Annotated in this window: 24 protein-coding genes and 1 riboswitch; of the genes, 5 read left to right on the forward strand and 19 right to left on the reverse strand. The window is 68.6% G+C overall.

Annotated features, from left to right (window positions below):
• Nucleotides 1-3 precede the first annotated feature (3 nt).
• From Herbaro_RS12925 to Herbaro_RS12970, 10 genes are all read right to left on the reverse strand, one after another.
• The gene (locus tag Herbaro_RS12925) at nt 4-1,977 is read right to left on the reverse strand and encodes a putative cobaltochelatase (RefSeq protein WP_275010037.1); all 1,974 of its coding nucleotides are present in this window, start codon (nt 1,975-1,977) and stop codon (nt 4-6) included.
• Nucleotides 1,974-6,125, reverse strand: a complete 4,152-nt coding sequence (locus tag Herbaro_RS12930) for a cobaltochelatase subunit CobN (RefSeq protein ID WP_275010038.1) — start codon at nt 6,123-6,125, stop codon at nt 1,974-1,976. The genes Herbaro_RS12925 and Herbaro_RS12930 overlap by 4 nt, the downstream gene beginning before the upstream one ends.
• The gene (locus Herbaro_RS12935; RefSeq protein ID WP_275010039.1) at nt 6,118-6,459 is read right to left on the reverse strand and encodes a (2Fe-2S) ferredoxin domain-containing protein; all 342 of its coding nucleotides are present in this window, start codon (nt 6,457-6,459) and stop codon (nt 6,118-6,120) included. Before Herbaro_RS12935 ends, Herbaro_RS12930 begins: the two co-directional genes overlap by 8 nt.
• A gap of 263 nt (nt 6,460-6,722) precedes the next feature.
• Nucleotides 6,723-7,448, reverse strand: coding sequence for a CbtA family protein (locus tag Herbaro_RS12940; protein ID WP_275010040.1), 726 nt, complete (start codon nt 7,446-7,448; stop codon nt 6,723-6,725).
• Nucleotides 7,449-7,457: 9 nt separating this feature from the next.
• Complete coding sequence (locus Herbaro_RS12945; protein ID WP_275010041.1) at nt 7,458-7,664, reverse strand: CbtB domain-containing protein; 207 nt, start codon at nt 7,662-7,664, stop codon at nt 7,458-7,460.
• A gap of 143 nt (nt 7,665-7,807) precedes the next feature.
• Nucleotides 7,808-8,036, reverse strand: a riboswitch (cobalamin riboswitch).
• 95 nt (nt 8,037-8,131) lie between these two features.
• Complete coding sequence (locus tag Herbaro_RS12950) at nt 8,132-8,410, reverse strand: hypothetical protein (RefSeq protein ID WP_275010042.1); 279 nt, start codon at nt 8,408-8,410, stop codon at nt 8,132-8,134.
• Nucleotides 8,411-8,474: 64 nt separating this feature from the next.
• The gene (locus Herbaro_RS12955; protein WP_275010043.1) at nt 8,475-8,621 is read right to left on the reverse strand and encodes a hypothetical protein; all 147 of its coding nucleotides are present in this window, start codon (nt 8,619-8,621) and stop codon (nt 8,475-8,477) included.
• A gap of 171 nt (nt 8,622-8,792) precedes the next feature.
• Entirely contained in the window at nt 8,793-9,089 is a 297-nt protein-coding gene (locus tag Herbaro_RS12960; protein ID WP_275010044.1) for a hypothetical protein, read from the reverse strand.
• Between the two features lie 300 nt (nt 9,090-9,389).
• A complete protein-coding gene (gene pgm, locus Herbaro_RS12965) occupies nt 9,390-11,039 on the reverse strand; it encodes a phosphoglucomutase (alpha-D-glucose-1,6-bisphosphate-dependent) (protein WP_275010045.1) in 1,650 nt (549 codons plus the stop codon).
• A 195-nt stretch (nt 11,040-11,234) separates the two neighbouring features.
• The gene (locus tag Herbaro_RS12970) at nt 11,235-11,489 is read right to left on the reverse strand and encodes a GlsB/YeaQ/YmgE family stress response membrane protein (RefSeq protein ID WP_275010046.1); all 255 of its coding nucleotides are present in this window, start codon (nt 11,487-11,489) and stop codon (nt 11,235-11,237) included.
• Between the two features lie 292 nt (nt 11,490-11,781).
• On the opposite strand from Herbaro_RS12970, the gene Herbaro_RS12975 reads away from it, so the two are divergent.
• The 3 genes from Herbaro_RS12975 (at nt 11,782) to Herbaro_RS12985 (ending at nt 14,330) form a co-directional block, all read left to right on the forward strand.
• Complete coding sequence (locus tag Herbaro_RS12975) at nt 11,782-12,315, forward strand: hypothetical protein (protein ID WP_275010047.1); 534 nt, start codon at nt 11,782-11,784, stop codon at nt 12,313-12,315.
• Between the two features lie 80 nt (nt 12,316-12,395).
• Entirely contained in the window at nt 12,396-13,427 is a 1,032-nt protein-coding gene (gene galU, locus Herbaro_RS12980; RefSeq protein WP_275010048.1) for a UTP--glucose-1-phosphate uridylyltransferase GalU, read from the forward strand.
• A gap of 387 nt (nt 13,428-13,814) precedes the next feature.
• A complete protein-coding gene (locus Herbaro_RS12985) occupies nt 13,815-14,330 on the forward strand; it encodes a hypothetical protein (protein WP_275010049.1) in 516 nt (171 codons plus the stop codon).
• 1,080 nt (nt 14,331-15,410) lie between these two features.
• Here the strand turns inward: Herbaro_RS12985 and Herbaro_RS12990 are convergent.
• On the reverse strand, nt 15,411-16,559 hold the full coding sequence (locus tag Herbaro_RS12990) for a branched-chain amino acid ABC transporter substrate-binding protein (RefSeq protein WP_275010050.1): 1,149 nt from the start codon (nt 16,557-16,559) through the stop codon (nt 15,411-15,413).
• 96 nt (nt 16,560-16,655) lie between these two features.
• Nucleotides 16,656-17,516 (reverse strand): MOSC domain-containing protein, encoded by an 861-nt coding sequence (locus Herbaro_RS12995; RefSeq protein ID WP_275010051.1) that lies wholly within the window; start codon nt 17,514-17,516, stop codon nt 16,656-16,658.
• A 162-nt stretch (nt 17,517-17,678) separates the two neighbouring features.
• Here Herbaro_RS12995 and Herbaro_RS13000 point away from each other — a divergent pair, with 162 nt between their 5' ends.
• Together Herbaro_RS13000 and Herbaro_RS13005 are read left to right on the forward strand one after the other, a co-directional pair.
• Nucleotides 17,679-18,128 (forward strand): CopD family protein, encoded by a 450-nt coding sequence (locus Herbaro_RS13000; protein WP_275010052.1) that lies wholly within the window; start codon nt 17,679-17,681, stop codon nt 18,126-18,128.
• A 135-nt stretch (nt 18,129-18,263) separates the two neighbouring features.
• The gene (locus Herbaro_RS13005) at nt 18,264-19,052 is read left to right on the forward strand and encodes a 2-keto-4-pentenoate hydratase (protein ID WP_275010053.1); all 789 of its coding nucleotides are present in this window, start codon (nt 18,264-18,266) and stop codon (nt 19,050-19,052) included.
• A gap of 86 nt (nt 19,053-19,138) precedes the next feature.
• Here Herbaro_RS13005 and Herbaro_RS13010 read toward each other — a convergent pair whose 3' ends face one another.
• The 7 genes from Herbaro_RS13010 to mdcG form a co-directional block, all read right to left on the reverse strand.
• Nucleotides 19,139-19,618 (reverse strand): acyl-CoA thioesterase, encoded by a 480-nt coding sequence (locus Herbaro_RS13010; RefSeq protein WP_275010054.1) that lies wholly within the window; start codon nt 19,616-19,618, stop codon nt 19,139-19,141.
• Between the two features lie 178 nt (nt 19,619-19,796).
• Nucleotides 19,797-20,729 (reverse strand): 2-hydroxyacid dehydrogenase, encoded by a 933-nt coding sequence (locus tag Herbaro_RS13015; protein WP_275010055.1) that lies wholly within the window; start codon nt 20,727-20,729, stop codon nt 19,797-19,799.
• Nucleotides 20,730-20,883: 154 nt separating this feature from the next.
• Nucleotides 20,884-21,135 (reverse strand): hypothetical protein, encoded by a 252-nt coding sequence (locus Herbaro_RS13020; RefSeq protein ID WP_275010056.1) that lies wholly within the window; start codon nt 21,133-21,135, stop codon nt 20,884-20,886.
• A gap of 55 nt (nt 21,136-21,190) precedes the next feature.
• The gene (locus Herbaro_RS13025; protein WP_275010057.1) at nt 21,191-21,466 is read right to left on the reverse strand and encodes a DUF6139 family protein; all 276 of its coding nucleotides are present in this window, start codon (nt 21,464-21,466) and stop codon (nt 21,191-21,193) included.
• Nucleotides 21,467-21,702: 236 nt separating this feature from the next.
• Complete coding sequence (locus tag Herbaro_RS13030) at nt 21,703-22,635, reverse strand: ACP S-malonyltransferase (RefSeq protein WP_275010058.1); 933 nt, start codon at nt 22,633-22,635, stop codon at nt 21,703-21,705.
• Nucleotides 22,632-23,576, reverse strand: a complete 945-nt coding sequence (gene mdcB, locus Herbaro_RS13035) for a triphosphoribosyl-dephospho-CoA synthase MdcB (protein WP_275010059.1) — start codon at nt 23,574-23,576, stop codon at nt 22,632-22,634. Before mdcB ends, Herbaro_RS13030 begins: the two co-directional genes overlap by 4 nt.
• A complete protein-coding gene (gene mdcG / locus Herbaro_RS13040) occupies nt 23,564-24,271 on the reverse strand; it encodes a malonate decarboxylase holo-[acyl-carrier-protein] synthase (RefSeq protein WP_275010060.1) in 708 nt (235 codons plus the stop codon). Before mdcG ends, mdcB begins: the two co-directional genes overlap by 13 nt.
• Nucleotides 24,272-24,273: the final 2 nt, after the last annotated feature.

A 24,273-nucleotide genomic window follows, 5' to 3' on the forward strand; every position in this document is an offset into this window, starting at 1 on the left:
GGTTCAGCGCGCGCCCAGTTGCGCGCGCACCGTCAACGCCAGGGCGTCGCCGGTCAGTTGTTCCAGGGTCAGGCAAGGCGCGCCCAGCGCCTGGGCCAATTGCGCCGCGCGGCCCAGGCGGATGTAGCCGGTCTCGGTGTCCAGCACCAGCGCCGGCGTGCCGCGCGCGGCCAGAAGTTCGGCCGCGGCCAGGGTCTGCCGCCAGGGGTCGGATTCATCGCCGGGCAGGCCGACGTTGGCGCGGCCGTCCGACAGGATCACCAACAGCGGCGGCGCCTCCTGCTGCGCCGACTTCTCCAGCAAGCGCAACGCCAGCTGCAGAGCGTGCGGCAACGGCGTGCGCCCGCCGGTGGGCAGCTCGCGCAGGCCCTGCTCGGCGAGGTCGACGCTGCGCGTGGGTTCCAGCAGCAACTCGGCCGATTCGCCACGGAAGGCGATCACGGCCAGTTGGTCGCGCCGCTGGTAGGCGTCGGTCAGCAGCGCCAGCACCGCGCCCTTGACCGCTTCCATGCGGCGCTGCGCGGCCATGGAGCCGGAGGCGTCGACCACGAACACGATCAGGTTGGCGCTCTTTCCGCTGCGCACCTGGCGATGCAGGTCGGCCGGGGTGACGCGGATGGCGCCGCCCTGCGGCGCATCCTCGGCCAGCGCGCCGCGCACGGCGGCGCTGCGCAAGGTGGCGCCTACCGCCAGGCGGTCGGGATTGGCGTCCGGCACGGCGCGCAGGGCGCTGCCCCGCTTGGCGTCCTGCACGGCGCTGCGGCGGCCGGCGGCGGCCTGGGCCGGCGCCGGTGACGCCGGCATCGCCTCGACGCTGATCTTGCGCGCGGCGCCGGCGGCGGCAACGGCGAAGGTGCGTTCGCCGCCCTCGCCCTGGTCTTCGCCCTGCTCCGCTTCGTCGCGGGCATCGTCCGTCTCGGGTCGACCGCTTTCGCCGTCGTCCCGCTGCCGATCCGGTTGGTCCGGCGCGCGCGCCTGCTCGACCAGCTCGTCCAGCTTGTCCTGGTCCATGCCGGCCTGCTCGAAGGGCTTGCGGCGGCGGCGGTGCGGCAGCGCCAGTTGCGCCGCGGCCTTCACGTCGTCGGGCGTGACGCGGGATCGCTCTTGCAGCGCGGCGATGGCGCGCGCGGTCTTGTGCATGACGATGTCGGCGCGCAGGCTGGCGACTTCGAATTCGCAACACAGGTGGCTGATCAGCTCCAGCATGGCGTCGTCCAGCGCCACCTGCGGCAGCAGGCGCTGGGCCTGCGCCACCTGCGCGCGCAGCGCGTCCTGCTGTTCCTGCCAGTGCGCGGCGAAGGCGGCCGGATCGGCTTCGTAGGCGATGCGCCGGCGCACCACGTCGGCGCGCACGGCCTTGTCCCGCGGCGCGGCCACTTCCACCATCAGGCCGAAGCGGTCCAGCAACTGCGGGCGCAGGTCGCCCTCTTCCAGGTTCATGGTGCCCACCAGCGTGAAGCGCGCCGGGTGCGACATCGACAGGCCTTCGCGCTGCACCGCGTTCACGCCCATGGCGGCCACGTCCAGCAGCACGTCGACCAGGTGGTCGGCCAGCAGGTTGACTTCATCGATGTAGAGGATGCCGCGATGCGCCGCCGCCAGCAGGCCCGGCTGGAAGGCGCGCTGCGCCCCCTGCAAGGCCTTCTGCAGGTCCAGCGCGCCCAGCACGCGGTCTTCGGTGGCGCCCAGCGGCAGCGTCACGAACGGCACCTCGCCGTCGAGCGCGCCGCCCTGGCCGGCCTGGCAGACTTCGCAGGCGGCAGCCGGCTGGCCCGGCGCGCAGTTGAAGGCGCAACCGGGCACGCGGGCGATGCCCGGCAGCACCTGCGTCAGGCCGCGCGCGGCGGTGCTCTTCGCCGTTCCCTTGTCGCCGCGGATCAGCACGCCGCCGATGCCGGGATCGACCGCGCACAGCAGCAGCGCCTGCTTCAACAGCGGCTGGCCGACGATGGCGGCGAACGGATAGACGGCGCTCATGGCAGATCCTTGGCGTGCTCGCTGCCGCGCACGGTTTCGCCGCGCGCCTCCAGCAGCGTCTCGCTGTGCAGGTAGAGCTGGCGCAGCTGCTCCAGGGTCTGCTCGTCGGGCTTTTCCCACATGCCGCGCCCGGCCGCTTCCAGCAGCCGCTCGGCGATGGCGTTCTGGGCCCAGGGGTTGGCCTCTTCCAGGAACTCGCGCATGGCCGGGTCGAAGCCGTAGCTCTCGGCCAGTTGCTGGTACATCCAGTCGTCCAGCACCTGGGCGGTGGCGTCGTAGCCGAACAGGTAGTCGACGGTGGCCGTCAGTTCCAGCCCGCCCTTGTAGCCGTGGCGGCGGATGCCGGAGAGCCACTTGGGGTTGACCACGCGCGAGCGGAACACGCGCAGCGTCTCTTCCTTGAGGTCGCGCACCGCCGCGCGCGAGGGGTCGTGGCTGTCGCCGAAGTAGTGGCGCGGCTGCTGGCCGGACAAGGCGCGGATGGTGGCGATCATGCCGCCGTGGTATTGCATGTAGTCGTCGCTGTCGAAGATGTCGTGCTCGCGGTTGTCCTGGTTGTGCAGCGCCACCTGCACGCCGGACAGCCGCTGGCGGAAGGCGTCGCGCTGGTCGGCGCCCTGCACCTTGCGGCCGTAGGCGTAGCCGCCCCAGTTGATGTAGGCCTCGGCGAAATCGGCCTGGTCCTGCCAGTTCTTTTCCTGGATCAGGGGCAGGACGCCGGCGCCGTAGCTGCCAGGCTTGGCGCCGAAGACGCGATACGAGGCCTGCGCCGTGGCCTCGGCCTGGCCCAGCCCGCCGGCCATGGCCTGCGCGACTTCTTCCAGGTAGTGCTTGCGCACGAAGTTCATGTCCGGCGGCTCGTCGGCGGCGATGGCCAGCTGCACGGCGTCGTCGATCAGGTCGATCAGCTGCGGGAAGGCGTCGCGGAAGAAGCCGCTGATGCGGGTGGTGACGTCGATGCGCGGGCGCTGCAGTTCATCCAACGGCACCAGCTCGACCCCCGCCACCTGGCGGTTGCCGGCGCGCCAGACCGGGCGCGCGCCCATCAGCGACAGGATCTGGGCGACGTCGTCGCCGTGGGTGCGCATGGCGCTGGTGCCCCAGATGCTGATGGCCACGCTGTCCGGGTAGCTGCCGGCTTCGCGCCGGTGCCGCTCCAGCACTTCGCGCGCCAGCTGCTGGCCGACGCGCCAGGCCGATTGCGAAGGCACGCTGCGCGGATCGACCGAATAGAAATTGCGCCCGGTCGGCAGGATGTGCGCCATGCCGCGCGTGGGCGAGCCGCTGGGGCCGGCCGGGATGTAGCCGCCGGACAGGCCCTTCAGCAGGTTGCCGACCTCGTCGCCGGTGCGGCGCAGGCGCGGCACCAGCTGGGCGCAGGCGAAGGACAGCACGCGGCGCAGGTCGTTGTAGTCGGAGGCGGGTTTCGCCAACGCCGGTTTCGGCGCGGCCGCCGGCTTCAGCAGCGCCGGACGCGCCATCGCGCGCATGCCGCCCAATACGCTGCCGGAGGCTTTCGCGGCGGCCGGCTGCAGGCGCGGCTGGTCGTCGGCCGGGGCCTCTTCCAGCGCGGCGAAGACGCGCTTGAGCACGCCGTCGACGGCCGCCTCGTCGAAGGCGGCGTCCTGCAGCGACTGCATCAGCGTCACGCACAAGGCGTCGATGGCTTCGATGGCGTCGGCGCGGGTAACCACCGCGCGGCCGGCGCAGCGGGCCAGCGCATCGTTGATGTTGAGGCGCCGGCCCTTGTTCTCCAGCAGCATGTCCAGCGACAGGCCGAACAGCGCCGCGACCTCTTCCTGCAAGCCCGGCAAGTCCTGGTTGGGCAGGCGCGTCAGGGCCACCAGCATGTCGGGCATCTGCTGCGGGTCGGGCTCGCGCCCGAGGATGTGCAGGCCGTCGCGGATCTGCGCCGCGCCCAGCTCGCACAGGTAGCCGTCGAGATCCTCGATCAGGTGGGCCACGCCGGCGCCGTCGAGTTCTGTCAGCGCGTGCGGCAGTTCGCCGTCCTGATGGTGATGGTGTTCATGTCCGTGGTCATGGCCGTGGTCATGATGGTGATGGCCATGCGCATGGTGGTGGTCGTGATGGCCGTGATCGTGGCCGTGGTCATGATCATGGTCGTGATGCAGCAGCTTGAACTGCAGGTCGGTGTCCAGGTTGGTCTGGCGCACCAGCTCCCAGATCTGCTGCTGCAGCAGCGGCAGCTTGGACGGATCCAGCACCTCGACCTGGTAGTACTCGTCCACCAGCTGCGTCAGCTGGGCCAGCGCGCCGTAGCTGTCGGCGGTGGTCATCGGCGGCGTCAGGTGGTCGACCACCACGGCGTGGGCGCGGCGCTTGGCCTGCGAGCCCTCGCCCGGGTCGTTGATGATGAAGGGGTAGAACAGCGGCACGTCGCCCAGCAGCGCGTCGGGGAAGCACTCCTCCGACAGGCCCACGCCCTTGCCCGGCAACCACTCCAGCGTGCCGTGCTTGCCCACGTGGACGATGGCGTCGGCGCCCCACTCCTCGTCCAGCCAGCGGTACAGCGCGTAGTAGTGGTGTGTGGGCGGCAGGTCGGGCTGGTGGTAGATGGCGTCCGGATCCATGCCGTAGCCGCGCGGCGGCTGCAGCGCGACGAAGGCGTTGCCCAACGCCAGGCCGGCGATCACGAGATGTTTCTCGTGCACATAGGCCTGGCCCGGCGCCTCGCCCCACTGGCGCTGCATCTTCGCCTGCAGCGCGGCCGGCAAGGCGGCGAACCACTGCGCGTAGCGCGCCGCCGGGATGCGCGCGGCGGCGCGGCGCAGCTGGTCGTCGGAGAGGATGATGTCGTCGTAGGAGCAGCGGTCCACCAGCTCGTGGATCAGCTGCGTGCCGCTCTCGGGCAGTTCGCCGATGCGGTAGCCGTCCGCGGCCAGCGCGCGCAACACGTTCATCAGCGAGGCCGGCGCGTCCAGGCCGACGGCGTTGCCGATCTGCGAAGCCTTGCTGTTGGAGTTGGTGAAGATGAAGGCGATGCGCTTGTCGGCGTTGGGTTTCCTGCGCAGGCGCACGAAGCGCTCGGCCAGCCCGGCGATGCGGCGCACGCGGTCCGGCGGCGCTTGGTATTCGACGGCGCCGGAGTCGGTGGCCAGCTTGAAGGACAGCGGCACGCCGATGATGCGGCCGTCGAACTCGGGCAGCACCACGTTCATGGCGGCGTCCAGCGGATTCATGCCGCGCGTGGACTGCTCCCACTGGGCCCGGGTCATGCCGCTGGTCATGGCCTGCAGCACCGGCAGGCCCAGCCGTTCCAGCACCGACACCGACCAGCCGGCCGGCGTGACGCCCCCGGCGGTGATCTCGCCCATGGCGAAGGAGGTGGTGTTGATCAGCAGGTCCACATGCGGCGCGGCGCCATCGGCGCCGCCGAAGTAGCGCAGCGCCGGCGGCAGTTCCTCGCGCCCGGCATTCGAGGCGCGCAACGACGAGGTGAACACCGGCAGCACGTCCATGCCACGCGCCTCCAGCGCCGCCGCCAGGGCCTCGACGAAGCGGGTGTTGCCCGACAGCCAGTGCGCGCGATAGAACACGATGCCCACTGCGGGCTTGCCGGCCGGCGCCCGGGCCCGCAGCGCCAGCCAGTCGTCCAGCGTGGCGCCCGGCTCCAGGTCGGGATGATGGATGCCGTGCTCGGGCAAGGCTTGCGCGGGTTCGTAGCCGTAGCCGCTCAAGAGCAGCCGGTCCGACAGGCAGCGCAGCAGTTGCGCCAGGTTGACGCTGCCGCCGCCGTTGAAATAGGCCAGCGCCTGCTGCTGGACATCGGCCGGCGCGGTCGAGGCGGCGGCCAGCTCGGCGTCGGGTTCGCCGGCGCCGGACAGCACGATCAGGTGACGTCCCTCGGCGCGCACGGTGCGCAGCAGCTCGGGGAAGCCGGCCACCGCGCCCAGGTTGCCCAGCACCCGCAGCACGATCACGCCGGCGCCGGCGAGCTCGCCGCGCAGCAGGCCGGCCAGGGTGCGGCGCGGATTGCCGTCGTCGTCGGTATCGCCCTGCAGGCGCTGCAGGTCATGACCGGCCACGGCCGGGAAGTCGTCGGGAAGCTGGGCGCGCGCGCTGGCCAGCATGGACAGGTCGGTAGGCGCGTGCGTGAGCAGCGCGATGCGGGCCGAGGCATCAGGCATCGGTGTTCTCCGGTTCGGGATTGACGTCGCCCGTGCCCAGGCGGTGGAAGATCAGGTCGCTGACTTCGCGCCCGCCTTCAAGGTGTTCGACCACCACGCGCTCGACGGCGCGGGCATCCTCGCAGCGGTACCACACGCCTTCCGGATACACCACCACCACCGGCGCCTGCGCCTTGCAAGCCACCATGCAATGGGTGCGGGTGCGCTTGACGCGCAGCTCGGGACGGGCATCGATCTGCTCGCCCAGTACGGCGAACATGGACTCGGCCAGCACGCCGTTCTCGGTGCAGCGCGGGCCCACGCACATCAGCACGTGGCGGGTATGGGTTCTCATTGCGTCAATCTTTAATAAAGGGGCTTGACCTGCTCTTGCTGCTTTCCTGCGCTGTTGCACCTGCCGTCAACGTCGCTGGGCCCCTGCTTTCGCAGGGACGACCGGTAGCCTGTCACCCGATCTCCGTCGCCCCTGCGAAAGCAGGGGGCCAGTGTCGTTCAGCGCCATCAGGGCCTGCCGCAGCCATGCGCTCTCAAATGCGTTGCGGCGGCAGGAGCCACCAGGCCCCTTGCCGCCGCATCCGATGCAGCCGCCGGCTCGCTTCAGCCGAACCTGCGGTAGAAGAATCCGGTCAGCCCGCCCAGCGCCAGCCAGAACACGGCGTTGGCGATGGCGGTGGCGTGGATGAAGGCCTGCGCCAGTTCTTCCGGCGCGACGCCGCCGTGCGTTTCCGGCTGCGGCGCGCCGATCACGTGCGGCACCACCAGCACCAGCGCGCCGAGCAACTTCCATGGCCAGGCGCGTGCATAGACGATGGCGCCCAGGCCGACGGCGGTCATGCCGGCGGTCATCACCCACCACAGCTGGCGCGCATGCAGGGGCGCTGCCAGCGTGCCCGGCACTTCCGGCGGCAGCCCCAGGGAAGGCGCGACGAAGAACACCAGGTAGCCGGCCAGGCCCCACAGCAGGCCGCTGCGCCAGCCGACCTGGCGGCCGCTGACGGCGATTGCCGCCACCAGCATCAGGGCAAAGCCGATCGCCATGCTGACATTGGCCAGCACGGTGTAGCCGGTGCGCTCGGCGCCGTCGGCAGGCTCCCATTCGTCGGCGTCATGGCCGTGCTCATGCTCGTGGCCGGCCGCTGCCGCCGGGGCTGCTGCGTCATGCTGGTGCGCGTGCTCGGCGGCCTCGCCGGCCTTTTCGTACTCCTCGGCCTTGAGGATGATCTTTTCCACCTGCAGTTGCTGCACGCCCGAAAGCAGGATGCCCGACAGCGCGCCGGCAATGACCACGGCCGACGCCATGCGCCGGAAAATCGTCCAGTTCATGCGCGGTCCTCAGTGGCAGGGGAAGCCGGCCGAGTGGCGGCCGTCGTGGGCGGCGTTGTGCAGCTCGACCTTGGAGGCGAAGCCGGCGCCGTAGATCAGCGCCGCACCCAGGGCGAAAGCCAGCAGCGAAGGGGCGATGCGGTCGCGCAGGACATTGCCGCCGGCCTGCGCGTGATCGAGGGTGCTGCTCGGATTGATGCCGGATGTGCTGGCCATGTTCTTCTTCCCTAGTCTGGATGGGTGAAGCGAAAGGCCGACGGCGAAGGCGCCCATGTCCCGGTGCGCCGTCCATGCGGGGCGGCTGGGTGGATGTCACCGGGATAAGGGAAGCTGTCCGTACGATCGCCCTCCGCGATGCAATTCAGAATTCGCTTCGGGCCGGTCTCCGGGCTCGCGGGATGAAGCCTGGGGCTTCGCGGACAAGCGCCTTCCCATGCGTGGGCACAGTGGCGTGCTGCGTGTCCTTCCTCGCTTACCGTTGCGGGGGCAGCGCCGGAATGGGCCGCCGCGTTCGGGCGGGCCGCACCGGCTTCCCGTTTCAATCCCTGGCGCGGCTGCGCGCGGGATACCAGAAGCAATGCTATGGCGCGCAGTATAAAGGGCGCGGGGTGTTGGGGCAACCGCAGACGGGAGCGCAGGCGACGAAAGATTGCCGCAAGGACAACAAAAAGATTCCCGGCGGCCTACCGTCCGCGGCTGCGCTCATGCTTGCGCACCGAACGCTGCTGCGCGGCCAGGCGGCGCGCATCGTCGTCGACGATGTCGCGGCCGATCTCGTTGTCGGAGGCGACTTCGCGCACCTCGGGCTGGTGCGCGCTGTTGATGCGACGGATTTCCTTGTCGATGGGGCCGCCCGGCTGCGGCGCGGCCGCGCCGGGGGCGACCGGCGTCAACTCGACCGAGCCTACGCCGGCGCCGAAGATCTGGGCGAAATCCGGGATGGGGGAAGCAGGATGGCGCATGGCAAGCTCCTCTGTGCGGAACAGCGGCTGCCGGCAGCCGCGGCGCGGCGTGCCGGGTTTTCCATTACATGCGGATAGGCTTGTCCGAGGGACGCGGGTTGAGCGGCGGATCCTCGACCGGAATGGGATCGTCGTCGGGCAACTCCGGCGGCGGCAGGTGAGGATCGTGCGTCGGCGGCGTCTCCTGGGGCGTGTGGAATGCTGGCTTCAATGTGGGCCTCCTGCGTTGGCGGCTCGATGACCTAAGCGCCGCTCGGATGTTGATGGGGAATCGGGTCTTGCGGCGGCGTGGGATCCAGCGGCGGCACTTCGACCGGCGGCACGTCCTGTGGCTTGTGCATGTGCGTCTCCTGAAAAAGGGCGGCCGCTGGCGCCGCCAGGATCAAGCGCCCTTGCGCCGCGGTCCGTCGACATCGTCGGCCGGCGGTTCGGGCCCAAGACCATCGTCGGCGCTGGCGCCCGGATCTTCCGAACCATCCGGTTCGACGACGCGGAATTCCTCGGTTTCCAGCACCGGCTTTTGCGGCGTACGGGGCAGATGCGACAACGGTATGCGCTCGGGGCGCGGGCCCTTCGCGACATCGACGCGCTCGTCGCGGCCCGGCAGCGGAATCCCGGGACGGCGCAGCAAAGCGGCTGCCGGTTGCGATGGTGCTGATCCTTGCGCTTGATTATCCATGTCGGCCCTCCATGCCTCGATGTGTTCCAGCGAAGCGGCGCTGCGGCAAGTAGCCCGCCTGCGCCGGCGGATGTTTCGCTTCGTCCGGCCCTCCGCCCTCTCTGGCGATCCTGGACGGATGAGTCGGGATGAAAAGGAAACAACTTCATCTTACGAACGCGGCCCGGGCGCATCAGCCGGACAGCGGAGCATTCGCTTGTAGGAACTCCGGAAACGATGCGCCGCCGCAGGCCCGCAATGAAAAACGCCGATTGCCCCAGGGCAACCGGCGTTCTCGCCAGGGCGGCGGCAGGCCGGAGATCAGCCGGCCTTGAGCGCGCGCGTGACGATCTCCTGCGCCTCGGCGAAGATCTTGTCCAGGTGGGCCTGGTCGCGGAAGCTCTCGCCGTAGATCTTGTAGATGCTCTCGGTGCCGGACGGACGGGCGGCGAACCAGCCGTTGTCGGTGACGATCTTGAGGCCGCCGAACGCCTTGCCGTTGGCCGGCGCGGTGGTCATCACCTCGCGGATGGGCTCGCCGGCCAGCTCGGTCGAGCTGACATCCTCGGGCGACAGCCTGGACAGCCGCGCCTTCTGTTCCGGCGTGGCGGCGGCCTCGATGCGGCCATTGAGCGGCGCGCCCAGCTGCTGGGTCAGCTCTTGGTAGATGCGGCCCGGGTCGTTGCCGGTGCGCGCGGTCATCTCGGCGGCCAGCAGCGCGGCGGTGATGCCGTCCTTGTCGGTGCTCCACGGCTGGCCGTCGAAGCGCAGGAAGGAGGCGCCCGCGCTTTCCTCGCAGCCGAAGCCGAGGCTGCCGTCGTACAGGCCGTCCACGAACCACTTGAAGCCGACCGGCATCTCCAGCAGCTTGCGGCCGAGGTGGTCGGCCACGCGGTTGATCATCTGGCTCGACACCAGGGTCTTGCCGATGGCGGCGCCGGCGCCCCAGGCGGGACGATGGCGGAACAGGTAGTACACCGCCGTGGAAAGGTAGCTGTTGGCCGGCAGCAGGCCGCTGCTCTTGGCGATGACGCCGTGGCGATCATGGTCGGTGTCGCAGGCCAGCGCGACGTCGAAGCGCTCCTTCAGCGCGATCAGCTCGCTCATCGCATAGGGCGAGGACGGATCCATGCGGATCTGCCCGTCCCAGTCCTGCGGCACGAAACGGAAGGCGGCGTCGACCTCGGTGTTGACCACTTCCAGGTTCAGCTTGTAGCGGTCGGCGATGGCCGACCAGTAATGCACGCCTGCCCCGCCCAGCGGATCCACCCCGATCTTGACATTGGCGCCGGCGATGGCTGACAGGTCGATGATGTTGGGCAGGTCGCCGACGTAGTTGTCGAGGTAGTCATAACGGCGCGTGGTACCGGCCTTGATGGCTTTCTCGAAGGTGACGCGCCGTACGCCTTCCAGTTGCTTTTCCAGGTAGCCGTTGGCGCGCTTCTCGATCCAGCCGGTGACGTTGGAGTCCGACGGGCCGCCGTTGGGCATGTTGTACTTGAAGCCGCCGTTGTCGGGCGGGTTGTGCGAAGGCGTGACCACGATGCCGTCGGCCAGCGCGTCGCGATGCACGCGGTTGTGGCAGAGGATGGCGTGCGACACCGCCGGCGTGGGCGCATAGGGGCTGCCTTCGGCCAGCATGGTGACCACCTCGTTGGCGGCCAGCACTTCCAGCGCGCTATGCCAGGCCGGCTCGGACAGCGCATGGGTGTCGATGCCCAGGAACAGCGGGCCCTTGAAGCCCTGCTCGCGCCGGTAGTCGCAGATGGCCTGGGTGATGGCCAGCACATGCCATTCGTTGAAGCTGTGCGCGTTGGCGTTGCCGCGATGGCCGGAGGTGCCGAAGGCCACGCGGTGCGTGGACTCCGCCATGTCGGGACGCAGGCTGTAGTAGTTGGAGATCAGCACCGGCAGGTTGACCAGTGCCGAGGGCGCCGCGCGTTTGCCGGCCAGTGGATTGACGCTGCTCATGGGATGTATTTGTCGATTGATGAGTGGAAACTGAGCGTTTCGACAGGCCGCCAAGCTCAACGTTCATCGAACCGGCAGTCCAGTCTTTTTATTGCCATGACGGCGGGCATTGTAACGGCTGCCGCCCCGCGCACGAAGAAAATGCGCCCGGGCGCAAGCCTCGGGCGCATTGTTCAGGGTGCGGCGACGGCAGCGTCAGGCGCGTCGCGAGAAGGCCCGCACGATCACCAGCAGCACGATCGCGCCCAGCGTTGCCGTCACGATCGAGGCCAGGACGCCGCCGCCGACCGCGATCCCCAGCAGGCCGGCCAGCCAGCCGCCGATGACGGCGCCGACGATGCCGATCAGGATGTCGGCGAGCAGGCCGAAGCCGCCGCCCTTCACCAGCACGCCGGCCAGCCAGCCTGCGACCGCGCCGATGATGAGCCATGCAATGAGTCCGTGTTCCATGATGTTCCCTTTCAAATAGGTGGAGGGTATTTTGTGGTTCGTGCCTGCCGCACGGCGAGCGCCGACAGATGAGGCAATGTTAGGAATCGCCTGGCCCGGCAGCTATCGGACGGCGCCCCGACTCCTTGTAGGACAAGCCCTCGAGCCAGTCTGGCAAAGGCTTTCCGCCCCCATTAAAAAATTCTCGCCGGATTCCCCCGCACTGCTTGACGGACGGGATGGCGTCATCTTTTCCTGTTTTCCTACATCTCAAAAGGCGGCTTTCCTATAGATCGCCGGCGGCCGGCTTCTTATGCTGGCGTCAAATCGGATAAGCGGGACGGAAGCGGCCACGGCCGCGTCTCCCACCGCAACACTACAACCGCAGGTACAACGCCACGAAAGCCACGACGCCATGCACACCACCGAGACTTGCCTGGATCAGCCCTCCCCCTTTGCCAACAGCTTTGCCCTGCTCTCGTTCGGCGCACGCCGCGACGGCAGCAAGTTGGCCGGCGGCAGTGAAGCGGCGGCGGCAGCGTTGGCGCAAGAGGCGGACCGGCATGCGCAAGAGTCCGCGCTGCTGCTGCGCCAGATCTCGGCCAAGGCGCCGCAGCTGGCTTCGGTGCTGGACCAGCTCCATGAAGGCGGCGTCGAGTTCGTCGAACGCGATGAACAGCCGTCGCAGCCGTCGCGCGGAGAGGGCCTGCGCCGCTTCAATCGCGGCTCCCTGCTCGACGTCGCCGCAGGTTTCCTGAGCCACGCCTTTCCGGCCAACGCGCCGCTGTTTCACGGCTGCCGCGCGTTCCTGCAACTGAAGATGATCAAGAACAAGAAGCAGGCCTGAGCGCGGCGCGCTTGGGATCCTGTGAAACAAACATTGGGTGAGGATGCCACGTCCTTCAATCAACTCTACCTGGGCCTATCATGAAAAAAATCACCAAAGCAGTCTTTCCCGTCGCCGGCCTGGGCAGCCGTTTCCTGCCCGCCACCAAGGCGCAACCCAAGGAAATGCTGCCCATCGTCGACAAGCCGCTTATCCAGTACGCCGTCGAGGAAGCCGTCGAAGCCGGCATCACCGAGATGATCTTCATCACCGGCCGCAACAAGCGCGCCATCGAGGATCACTTCGACAAGGCCTATGAGCTGGAGAGCGAACTGGAAGCCGCCGGCAAGACCAAGCTGCTGGAGATGGTGCAGACCGTCATCCCCAAACACATCAATTGCGTCTACGTGCGCCAGGCCGAGCCGCTGGGCCTGGGCCACGCCGTGCTGCTGGCCAAGCCGCTGGTGGGCGACGAGCCCTTCGCCGTGCTGCTGGCCGACGACTTCATGGACGTCGAAGCCGGCCAGAAGAACGTCATGGCGCAAATGACCGCCATGTTCGAACAGGAAGGCAAGAGCCTGCTGGCCGTGCAGGACGTGCCGCGCCTGGAGACCCGCCAGTACGGCATCGTCAGCGGCAGCGAATACCGCGACCGCCTGGAGCTGGTCAGCGGCATCGTCGAGAAGCCGGCGCCGGAAGTCGCCCCTTCGACCCTGGCCGTGGTCGGCCGCTACGTGCTGACCCCGGCGATCTTCGAGCGCCTGGAAAACATCAGCACCGGCGCCGGCGGCGAACTGCAGCTCACCGACGCCATCTCTGCGCTGCTGGCCGAAGAACAGATCCTGGCCTATCGCTACGAAGGCCAGCGCTTCGATTGCGGCTCCAAGCTGGGCTACCTGAAGGCGGCCGTGGCCATGGGCATCAAGCACCACGAAGTCGGCAGCAACTTCGCCCACTTCCTGCGCGACTTCAAGACCGATCACGACCTGCAGCAAGCCACCCAGCTGAAGGTGGCCGCCGCCATGGGCGCCGTCAAGAGCGCCGAGATCAAGGAATTCGACACCGTGCAGTCGCGCTTGCCGCTGCCTGCGTCCACCGAAAACAAGCCAGCAGCAACTCGCAGTTTCATGTAAGTCCCCAGTAGAGACCGATGTAATTGCACAGCAGTCCCGCCGTTCGCGGCCGGACTGCTTTTTTTATTCGCGCCTCCCGCCCTTCCTCCGGCCATCCCTCCTCCGTAAATTGTTTTCCGGCATTGTCACAGAGCTTTAACCTGGGCTTGCTAGGATCGCCGCCATGGCTATCAATGAGCTTGCTCCCCACGGCCGCCCGGCGCGCGCGGCAGCCTGGCCGGTTTGCGCATTCCCCGGGGGAATGTCATTTTTTTGTCACAGGAACCGCCGATGTAAACGTTTGCAACGCAAACAATTCATTGTGAAATCGTTCACATTTTGTAATGGCGATTGCGACAGGGATTTAAAAAATATATATTGTTTATATTAATTTTCAGAGGAGGGTTCATGGCAACCAGAACGCAAACCGCAACGACCGCAAAGAAAACCCCAGTCGCCAAGGCCGCCCCCGCAGCCAAGGCCGTCGTCAAGAAACCGGCCGTGAAGCCCGCCGCCCGTCCGGCCGCGAAGGCTGTCGTCGCCGCCAAGCCGGCCGCCGCCCCCAAGGCTGCGGTCGCACCGAAGGTCCCGGCTCCCAAGCCGGCGCCGAAGGCGGTCGCAGCGAAGCCCGCAGCGCCGAAGAAGCCGGCCCTGCCCGCTGCGAAGCCGGCGCTGAGCAAGGCCGAAAAGAAGGCCGCCAAGCCGAAGAAGGTCAAGCAGGTGCGCGACAGCTTCACCATGCCCGAGGACGAATACGCTGTGCTGGCGCAGGTCAAGAAGTCCTGCCTGAAGGCCGGCGTCGAGATCAAGAAGAGCGACCTGCTGCGCATCGGCGTGTCGCTGATCAAGAACCTGAAGATCGCCGAACTGAAGGACATCCTCGGCGGACTGACGCCGCTGAAGGTCGGTCGTCCCAAGAAGTGATCCGGCGGCGCCTTTCGAGCGCCTGCCGATGTAGAAAATGCCGCCCCGATGAACATCGCGGCGGCATTTTTTATGCGGGCGGCTGGCGGCGTGCGACGAACGCCGCTGGGTCCCGGCCTTCGCCGGGACGACAGGGAGCGGGATAACCCGAGCGTATGGAGGCGTACGCAAACTCCTCCCTGTCGTTCCTGCGAAAGCAGGAACCCAGCGTCGTGCAACGGCCGTCGAGGCGCAACAAACGCCGCTGGGTCCCCGCTTTCGCGGGGACGACAGGGGGGGAGATAACCCGAGCGTATGGAGGCGCAAGCAAACTCCTCCCTGTCGTTCCTGCGAAAGCAGGAACCCAGTGTCGTGCAACAGCCGGTGATACGCAACAAACGTCGCTGGGCCCCCGCTTTCGCGGGGACGACGGGGAGCGGGATAACCCGAGCGTATGGAGGCGCAAGCAAACTCCTCCCTGTCGTTCCTGCGAAAGCAGGAACCCAGCGTCGTTCAGCGGCCGGTGATACGCAACAAACGTCGCTGGGTCCCGGCCTTCGCCGGAACGACAGGGAGCGGGATAACCCGAGCGTATGGAGGCGTAAGCAAACTCCGCCCTGTCGTTCCTGCGAAAGCAGGAACCCAGCGTCGTTCAACGGCCGGTGATACGCAACAAACGTCGCTGGGTCCCCGCTTTCGCGGGGACGACAGGGAGCGGGGTAACCCGAGCGTATGGAGGCGCAAGCAAACTCCTCCCTGTCGTTCCTGCGGAAGCAGGAACCCAGCGTCGTGCAACGGCCGTCGAGGCGCAACAAACGCCGCTGGGTCCCCGCTTTCGCGGGGACGACGGGGAGCGGGGTAACCCGAGCGTATGGAGCCGCAAGCAAACTCCTCCCTGTCGTTCCTGCGAAAGCAGGAACCCAGCGTCGTTCAATGGCCGGTGATACGCAACAAACGTCGCTGGGTCCTGGCCTTCGCCGGGACGACGGGGAGCGGGATAACCCGAGCGTATGGAGGCGTAAGCAAACTCCTCCCTGTCGTTCCTGCGGAAGCAGGAACCCGGCGTCGTGCAGCGGCTGCCGGAGCAAGACATGCGCCCGGTCAGCCCTTGTCGCCGATCGTCCTGATCACGTTCCAGCGCCCGTTCTTCACTTCGTACAGCGTGAACATCGGGTCGCGCAGGTTGCCGTCCTTGTCGAAGGCGAGATTACCGCTGATGCCGCGGTAACGGATCTTGTGCAGCTCGGCCGTGACCTTGTCGTGCTCCACCGAATTGGCTTCGCGCATGGCGGCCACGATGATGCGTACGGCGTCATAGGCGAACGGCGCATAGAGATAGATCTCGTCGCGATAGCGGGTTTTCCAGGAAGCCTCGAAGCGGCTCCATTGCGGCCCCTTGTACGACGGCAGCCCCGGCTCCACCACCACCGTGCCCTCGGCCGCCGCACCGGCCAGCTTCAAGAAGGTGGGGCCGACCAGGCCACCTATGCCCACCAGCGGCGCCTTGATCTGCAGCCGCCGCAGGTCGTTGGCCAGCTGCGCGGCCTGGGCGTCCAGGCCGGCGAAGAACACCACGTCCGGATTCAGGCTGCGCGCCGAACGCAGGATGCCGTTGAAGTCGGAGGTCTTGCTGCTGACCGTGTAGTGCGCGGCGACGGTGCCCTGCAGCGCCTTCACCGACTTCTCGAACTCGGCTGCGTAGGCCGCTCCGAACACGGTGCGGTCGTCGATGATGACGACGTTTTTCGCCTTCATCGGCCCCAGTACATATTCGGCCGTGTGGCGCGCGCCGTCGCCGTCGTGCGGCACGATGCGAAACGCCGTGGCGAAGCCCTGCCGGGTATAGGCCGGGGCGGTCACCGCCGGCGAGACGTGCGGTATGCCGGCGGCGGCATAGATCCTGGAGGCGGGAATGCCCACGCCGCTGTTCCAGTGGCCGACCACCGCCGCCACCCGGCTCTTGACGAAATACTCCGCGATCAGCTCGCCGGTGCGCGGATCGGCGCGGTCGTCCTGCGCCAGCAGCTTGAACGCCACCTGCTCGCCGCCGATCACCGGGCGCGTCTCGTTGACATCCTCGATCGCCATCTGCGCCGCCCGTTCCAGCGCCAGGCCGGTGCTGCCGGACAAGCCGGTCATCGGGCCCGCCAGCCCGATCAGGACGGTGCGCGGCTCGGCCCGCGCCATCCCGGCCTGCATGCCCAGCGCCGCCAGCAGGGCCGCGGCGCCAAGCAGAAATTTGTTACGCATTGCCTTGCCCATCCCTTCCGGTTTCCTTTTGCCGCGCAGGCTGCGCGGCTGATGTTGCTGTAGCAGGTTTCGCGCCAGCCGCCGCGGAGGCCCGCATCAAAAGCGCAGCTCCCAGCTGCACTCCTGGCCCACCCGGATCTCTGCGCCGGCACGGCTGACAATGGCATTCTGGCCGAAGCACAGGCCGCCGTCCACGCGCGCATTGGCGCGATATGCGGCCAGCGTGTCCAGCGGCTCGTCCGGCCATTGCGGGTCGCGCAGGCCGGTGCGCTGGTCGATGCCGGGCATGGGGCAGCGCGCGCAGGGCTTGACCAGCCGCAGCTCCACCGCCGCCTCGCCCGCGCCCAGCAGGATGGTGTCGATGAAATCCTCCTCGTAGGCCTCCAGCCCCTCGATCACGAGATTGGGGCGGAAGCGCTCCATCGGCAGGGCCGGCGCGCCCTTGGCCGCCAGCCGGGCGTTGAGGTCGTCCAGCGAGGCCTGCCCGATCACCAACAGCGGATAGCCGTCGGAGAACTGCGTGGCGGCCTGCTGCGGCTGGGTCCAGCGCGCGCTGCACAGGCGCTGGGCGTCGGGACTGAAGCGCACCAGCCGGGCATCGATGGAGAGATAGTCGGAGAACCAACGACGCGCCCGCTCGCCCTGGTCGAGCGCGACCACGCTGTCCTTCCAGACCTGCACCGTCACCGCCCGTCCGCGCTCGCCCTCTTCGCCGGCCGCGGCCAGGCGCAATTGCGGCATGCCCGGCGCAGCCAGCACCAAATCAGCGCCTTCGAAGCGCGGCACGATGCAGGCCATGCCCGGGTGGCTGCGCTGGCTCAGGAAGCCGCCCTCGCCGTCCACCACCATCCAGTGGCGATCCAGCGCCAGCCCGAGCGGACCGATGCCGGCCTGCTCCAACGCGATGCCGGCGCAGGATTTGATCGGGTAGATGGTGATTGCTTGCAGTGTGGCCATGCCTGGGGTGCCTCCAAGAGCGTCGTCGCGGCGGCATTGTGCGCAGAATCGGGCGATCGCGGTAGTGCCGTTTGCGCATGACCTTACCATAAGCCGGCACCGGCGCCGTCGTGCGACAATGCCGCATCGTTGCGCAACGGATTCTTACCTGACGGGAGTGACATGCTGATCGCAAAATTTTTCCACCTGCTGGGCACCACGATCTGGGTCGGCGGGATGTTCTTCGCCCACATGGCGCTGCGGCCGGCGCTGGCGTCGCTGCAGCCGCCGCAGCGCCTGGTGCTGATGGCCGCCACGCTGGGCGCGTTCTTCACCTGGGTGTGGATCGCCATCGCGCTGGTGCTGGGCAGCGGATTGCACATGATGGCGCTGATGGGCGCCGGCCACGCGCCGCCCTGGGTGCATGCGATGGCCGGCATCGGCATCCTGATGATGCTGATCTTCGGTCACATCTTCTTCGCGCCGTTCCGCCGCCTCAAGCTCGGCGCCGCGCAGCAGGACTGGGATCGCGCCGCGCGCGCCCTGGGGCAGATCCGGCGGCTGGTCGGCGTCAACCTGTGCCTGGGCCTGCTGTGCATCGCCCTGGGCGCGCTCGGCCCGCTTGCGGCCTGAGGCCGGGCCGGTCTTTTTGCATTCCTGACGCCCGCTGCCGGGCCAAATTTGTCTATGATGACGGGATCCGGCGCCTCGCGGCGCCGTCCTCACAGGCGCAACAGCCAGAACAATCAGAAACAAGGGGGGAACGACGTGCTGACCGAATCGCAACGCCAACAGGCGGCCGACCTGCTGTGGGACTGCTGGGCCCACGGACGCCGCATCGCGCAGCTGCCGGAAGGCCTGCGTCCGGCCGACCGCAAGGAGGCCTATGACATCCAGTCTAGGCTGGAAGCCCGCAGCTTTGCGCCGCTGGCCGGATGGAAGATCGGCGCCACCGGCCCCGGCGGACAGCAGCTGCTCAATGTCGATGCGCCGCTGGCCGGCCGCCTGCTGGCCGAGCGCGTCCATCGCAACGGCGCCGCCATCTCGCTGGGCGACAGCCTGATGAGCGTGATCGAGGTGGAAGTCGCCTTCCGCATGCGCCGTTCGCTGCCGCCGCGCGCCGCGCCCTACACGCAGGACGAGGTGATGAATGCGGTGGGTTCGTTGCACCCCGCCATCGAGATTCCCGATACGCGCTACGACAGGTTCAAGGAAGTCGGCGCCGCCCAGCTGATCGCCGACAATACCTGCGCCGACCAGTTCGTGCTGGGCGCGCCCGCCGCCGGCGACTGGCGCGCGCTGGACCTGGCCGCGCTCAAGACCTTCGGCCGCATCAGCGGCGGCGAGCAGCGCGAGGGCAGCGGCGCCCAGGTGCTGGGTGATCCGCGCTCGGCGCTGACCTGGCTGGCCAACGAGCTGTCGCAGCATGGGCTGACGCTGGCAGAAGGCCAGCTGGTGGCCTCCGGCTCGACCATCGTGCCCATGCCGGTGCGCGCCGGCCAGACCGTGCTGGCCGACCTTGGCGCGCTGGGCACGGTGACGGTGCACCTGACCTGACGCAGCCGGGCGGGCGCAAAAAACAAACGGGATGGCGATGCCATCCCGTTTTCATTTCCAGCGCCGGCCGCGCGGCTTGAAGCCGTTCAGCCCGGCTTGACTTCCTCGAAGCGGCGCTCCAGTTCCTTGCGCAGCGACTTGCGCAGGATGGCGGCCTCGAAGCGGCGCTTCTCTTCCTGCGAGAACGGGCGCAGCGGCGGCACCGGGATCGGCTTGCGCTGGTCGTCCACCGCCACCATCGTGAAGAAGCAGCTGTTGACGTGGCGCATGACCTGGGTGCGGATGTTCTCGGCCACGACCTTGACGCCGATTTCCATCGACGAGGTGCCGGTGTGGTTGACGCTGGCCAGGAAGGTGACCAGCTCGCCCACGTGGATGGGCTGGCGAAACATCACCTGGTCCACCGACAGCGTCACCACGTATTGCGCGGCATAGCGGCTGCCGCAGGCATAGGCGACCTGATCCAGCAGTTTCAGGATGGTGCCCCCGTGCACGTTGCCGGCGAAGTTGGCCATGTCCGGCGTCATCAGGACCGTCATGGTGAGTTGGTGAGATGGCAGGTCCATGGTGCTTGGCTCTCTCTGCGTTGCGTTGAAATTGGATGATGAGGATGCATGGCGACAGCCCCGGCGCGCGCCCCCGTGCGCGCATCCCGGGCCTTGCGGCTTGCCCCGACTCGCATTGGGCAAGGCCGCGGCCGACATTATCGGCGAAATGCCGGCCGTTTTGGTGGAAAACCCGCGCTCAGGCGCGCACCGCCGGCTCGGCCGCGGCGAAATGCTCCTCGCAGTTGTGCAGGAAGCGCTGCACGGAGGCGGCGATGGCGTCGGGCGACCAGCCGGCGATGTGCGGCGTGAGCACCACGTTGGACAGGCCGATCAGCTCCTGCGGCGGCTTGGGTTCGCTTTCGTAGACGTCCAGCCCGGCCCCGGCCAGGCGTCCGCCGGCCAGCGCCCGGGCCAGCGCGGCGGTGTCGACGATGCTGCCGCGGCCGATGTTGACCAGGTAGCCCTTGGGGCCCAGTTCATCGATCACGCGCTCGGAGATCAGGTGCCTGGTGCCGGCCCCGCCCGGCGCGGCGACGATCAGGAAGTCGGCCCAGGCCGCCAGTTGGGCGACGTCGGGGAAATAGTGGAAGTCGACGTCGTCGCGCCGCTTGCGGTTGCAGTAGGCGACCTCGATATCGAAGCCGGCGGCGCGCCGCGCGATCTTCTTGCCGATGCTGCCCAGGCCGACGATGCCCAGGCGCTTGCCGGCCAGTTGCGGCTGCAGCGGCAGGCTCTCGCGCCAGCCGCCTTCGCGGGTGATCTTGTCCAGCGCCGGGATGTGGCGCACGACGGCCAGCAGCAGGCCCATGGCGTGGTCGGCCACGCAATCCTCGTTGGTGCCGGCGCCGGTGGCGATCTCGATGCCGTTGGCCTCGGCGTGGGCCACGTCCACGTTCTCGTAGCCGGCGCCCAGCGCGCACACCAGCTGCAGGTGCGGCAAGGCGCGCATCTCGTCGGCGGTCAGGCCGGTGGAGCCGTTGGTCAGCACCACCGCGACCTTGCGGGCGGGTCCGGCGATCATCTCCGCGCGGCGCTCCCGGTCGGGGGCGTAGAGGATGTCGTAGTGGGCGGCGATGGTGGCCTGGCTGGCCTCGGAAAGGTGGATCAGGACGAGAAGAGGCGGTTTCATGATTGTTCTTGGCGCTTGCGGTTGGAGTGAGTCGGAGTGCTGGGGCGCTGATATTTTATTGCGAATCGCCGGCTTGTTGCGCCGCCTCCATGAAAAAGGCCCCGCCGCGCTTGCGCGGCAGGGCCTTTCCCTTTCATGCCTGCGGCCCGGCGCCTCAGTGGCGGGTCGCGGACTGGCTGCAGCCTTCCAGCATCTCATGGGCCACCTGCAAGGCGCCCTCCTCGGCCGATTTCTCGTCGGCGAAGGTCTTCTCCGCCAGTACGCGCTGTGAAGGGAACACCGGATTGCGGTGCATAGGGTTGGTCGAATGGCCGAAGATGGCGACGTTGGCCACCCACTCCTCGCCGCCTATCACGCGCACGCCCGAGTATTCGATTTCATAGTCGCCCATCTGTTCGGTTGGCATGGCTGGTCTCCTCTTGTCTGAGTTGGCTCTGGTCGATCGCGCGGCCGGTCCGCGCTCAGGATGCGCCGTCGCCGGCGCGTTCGTTCAGGTGCGTGATGGCATAACCCTTTTCGCCGATCTGCTTGTAGGCATCTTCCGTGTGCAGCGTGAAATGCCGCTTGCCGTCGCGCTCGAAATTCACATCCCACTCATGCATCTGCCAATCGGTATTGGTGACCTCCTGCGGCAACGGCTTTTCGTGGGGAATGACGAGATAGGAAAACAATCCATCGCTATCCGGGCGCTTGTACACATCGACTTTCATCTCTTGCCTCCAGGTCAGGTTGAACAATGAATGGCACTGCCGCGACCGCAGTGTTTCCCGGTCGCCTCATTTTTTCCGACTGGCACGCCAGGCATTGGTTCAAGGAAGAATTGCAACCATGCAAGCCGCGCCGATCCCGGCAGATGCGCTCGCGCGACACATGCCTGCTTTCAACATAGCACCTGGGCCGCGGCGATTCCAGCGCGGCCTTGCCTTGCATGGGGGATGAGAATGGTCGAGCCGGGAAATGAGAAGCCGGGGCCTCAGCCGGCGTGGCGGCGCAACCAGGACAGCGCGCCGGCCAGGCTGCGGAAGTCGGCCAGGGAACGGCACTCGATCTGCGGATGGCGTTCGCGCAGCATGCGCGAGAGCGCGTTGCCCGGCCCCAGTTCCAGCGCCAGCGTGACGCCGCGTTCGGCGCAGGCGTCCATGCAGGCCGACCACTGGATGGTCTGGCCGAGTTGCCGCGCCAGCAACGTGGCGGCCTGGGCGCCATCGGCCACCGCCTGGCCGCTGACGCCGGCCAGCAAGGTGCAGGACGGGGTTTCCGCGCCCGCCTGCGACAGCGTGCGCAGGAACGGCGCGATGGCCGCCTGCATCAAGGGGGTATGCGACGCCAGCCCAACCGGCAACTCGCCCACGCGTGCGCCGAGCGCCGCCAGCTCCGTCGCGGCCCCTCCCAGGGCGGGGCCGGCGCCGCCGGCGATGAGCGTATCGTCGCCGGTCTCGATGGCGACGAAGGCGCCATGGCGTTGCAGGCAGGCGCGCGCGGCCTCGACAGCCAGTCCGCCGACCGACATCAGGCCCTGGTCGGGCGCGGCGGCGGCCGCCTCATCCATGAAGCGGGCGCGATGGGCGGCCATGGCCGGCATCTCCCGCGCCGCGAACACGCCGGCGATCGCACAGGCCGACAGCTCGCCGACGCTGTAGCCGGCCACCACGGCGGGCGCCCCCAGCTCTTCCCGCAAGGCATCCCAGGCCGCCAGCTGCGCGGCCACGATCAGCGGCTGCGCGTTGCGGTTGGCGTAGAGATGGCGCGGCTGGGACAAGACCTCCTCCACCGGCGCCGCCAGCAGCGGCGCCAACCCGCATCCGTCGAGAAAGGCGGCGCCGCGCGCATCGGCGCGCGCGAGGTCGAACATGCCGGCGTGCTGGCCGCCCTGGCCGGGACAAAGAAGGGCCAGGCGCATGCTCATGCCGCCATCACGGCGCAGATCTGCTGCACCAGGCAGGCCGCCGCCAGCAGGTCGGCCGCGCCGCCGGGCGACAGGCGCCGCTGGCTGAACAGGCGGTGGCACGCAAGCGCCCGCTCCTGCCAATGCGCATCGGCGGTGCCGCCGGCGGCCAGGAAGGCGGCGCTGCGGGCGCGCACCAGCTCGGCGCCGCCGGCGCCGCCGCGATGGTAGACGTTGGTGTCGCTGATGTGGCCCATCAGGGCGAACAGCGCGTCGACCTTGGCCTCACGCCAGCCGCGCCCCTGCGCCAGGGTCTGGCGCAGGCGCGGCAAGGCCACTTCGAATACCGACGGGAAGCCCAGCGCGCCCTCCTCGCGCGCGCCGCCCACGGCATGCGCCGCCGCCACGCGCTGGCCGTGGCTTTGCGCCTCCGGGGACGGCCCGACACGGGTATGGCGTGCCAGCGCGTCGCCCCAGCGGATCAGCAGCGCGGCGCGGATGGCGGCATCGGTGAGCGGCATCTTGCGGGCATGGCACCAGGCGCCGGCCGCGCATAGCATGCCCAGCGCAAAGATGGCGCCGCGATGGGTGTTGACGCCGCCGGTGGCGCGCAGCATGCGCGCCTCGGCCGCAATGGCCAGCTCCTGCAGGCGACGGAACGGCGCGCCCTGCGTGCCGGCCTGGGCGATCTGGAAGAAGTAGTGCCGCAGCGAGAACAGGCTGCGCATGAAGGTGCCGGCATCCATGTCCTCATGGCTGCCGTTATCCACCGGCGACACCAGGCCGGGCTTGGGATAGAGCACCAGTTCCTGGTGCAGGCTGCGCAGCGCCAGGCGCGCCAGCATGCGGCAGAACGCGAGGCTGTTGCGGGCGTCGCGGCGCTTTTGCGTGTAATGCGGCGCGGGCGTGACGGCGGCGCGCCAGCCTTCGATGCGCACCTGTGCGTGGCTCAGGCTGCGCATCGTCCCTCGTCTTGCGCCGGCAGGCTTTGCATCAGCGCGCCCACGCGTTCCAGCCGCACCGCGTCGGGCGCCTTCTGCAGCACCCGGCCGTCGGGATCGCCGCCCAGCACGGCCACCTGCCGCCACTCCTTCCACGATACGGCGGCCTCGCCCGGGAATACGATCTCGCCGTCCAGCGGCAGGAACATCGCATGGTAGGCCAGCAGGCGCACGCCCTGTTCCAGCTGGCGACGGCTGGCGGGCTGGAACAGCAGGTCGATGTCGGAGCCGGCGCGCAGGTAGGCCTGGCCGGTGAGGGCCTGCCACGCCAGCGAGCCGAACACGGACAGCGCAATGCCGGCGCGCGATGCCTGCGCGTGCAGCTCCGCCATGGCCCGGGGCCAGGCCGGCGGCAGGCCCGGCAGGCGCGCGGCGAGCACATCTTGCAGCAGAATGGGTGCGCGCGCGACGGCGACCTCGCCGGCGCGCAGGCGCAAGGCGATGCGCGGCTTGTTGCCCTGCGCATCGGGCGGCAGGGCAATGCCGGCGCAGATCTCGTCGGTCGCGGCGTCGGCGTCGGCGCGCCGCGCCACCACCGGCCAGTTGTTGCTCTGCCAGTGCGCCATCGTTGCACGCCGGCGCGCGTCGGCAACCTGCTCCTGCAGGCGCTGCCAGCCGGGGTCGCTGGGCCAGATGAGGTGATGGCGCTGGCGCATGC

The sequence above is a fragment of the Herbaspirillum sp. WKF16 genome (genome assembly GCF_028993615.1).
In the GTDB taxonomy this organism is placed as follows: Bacteria; Pseudomonadota; Gammaproteobacteria; order Burkholderiales; family Burkholderiaceae_D; genus Herbaspirillum.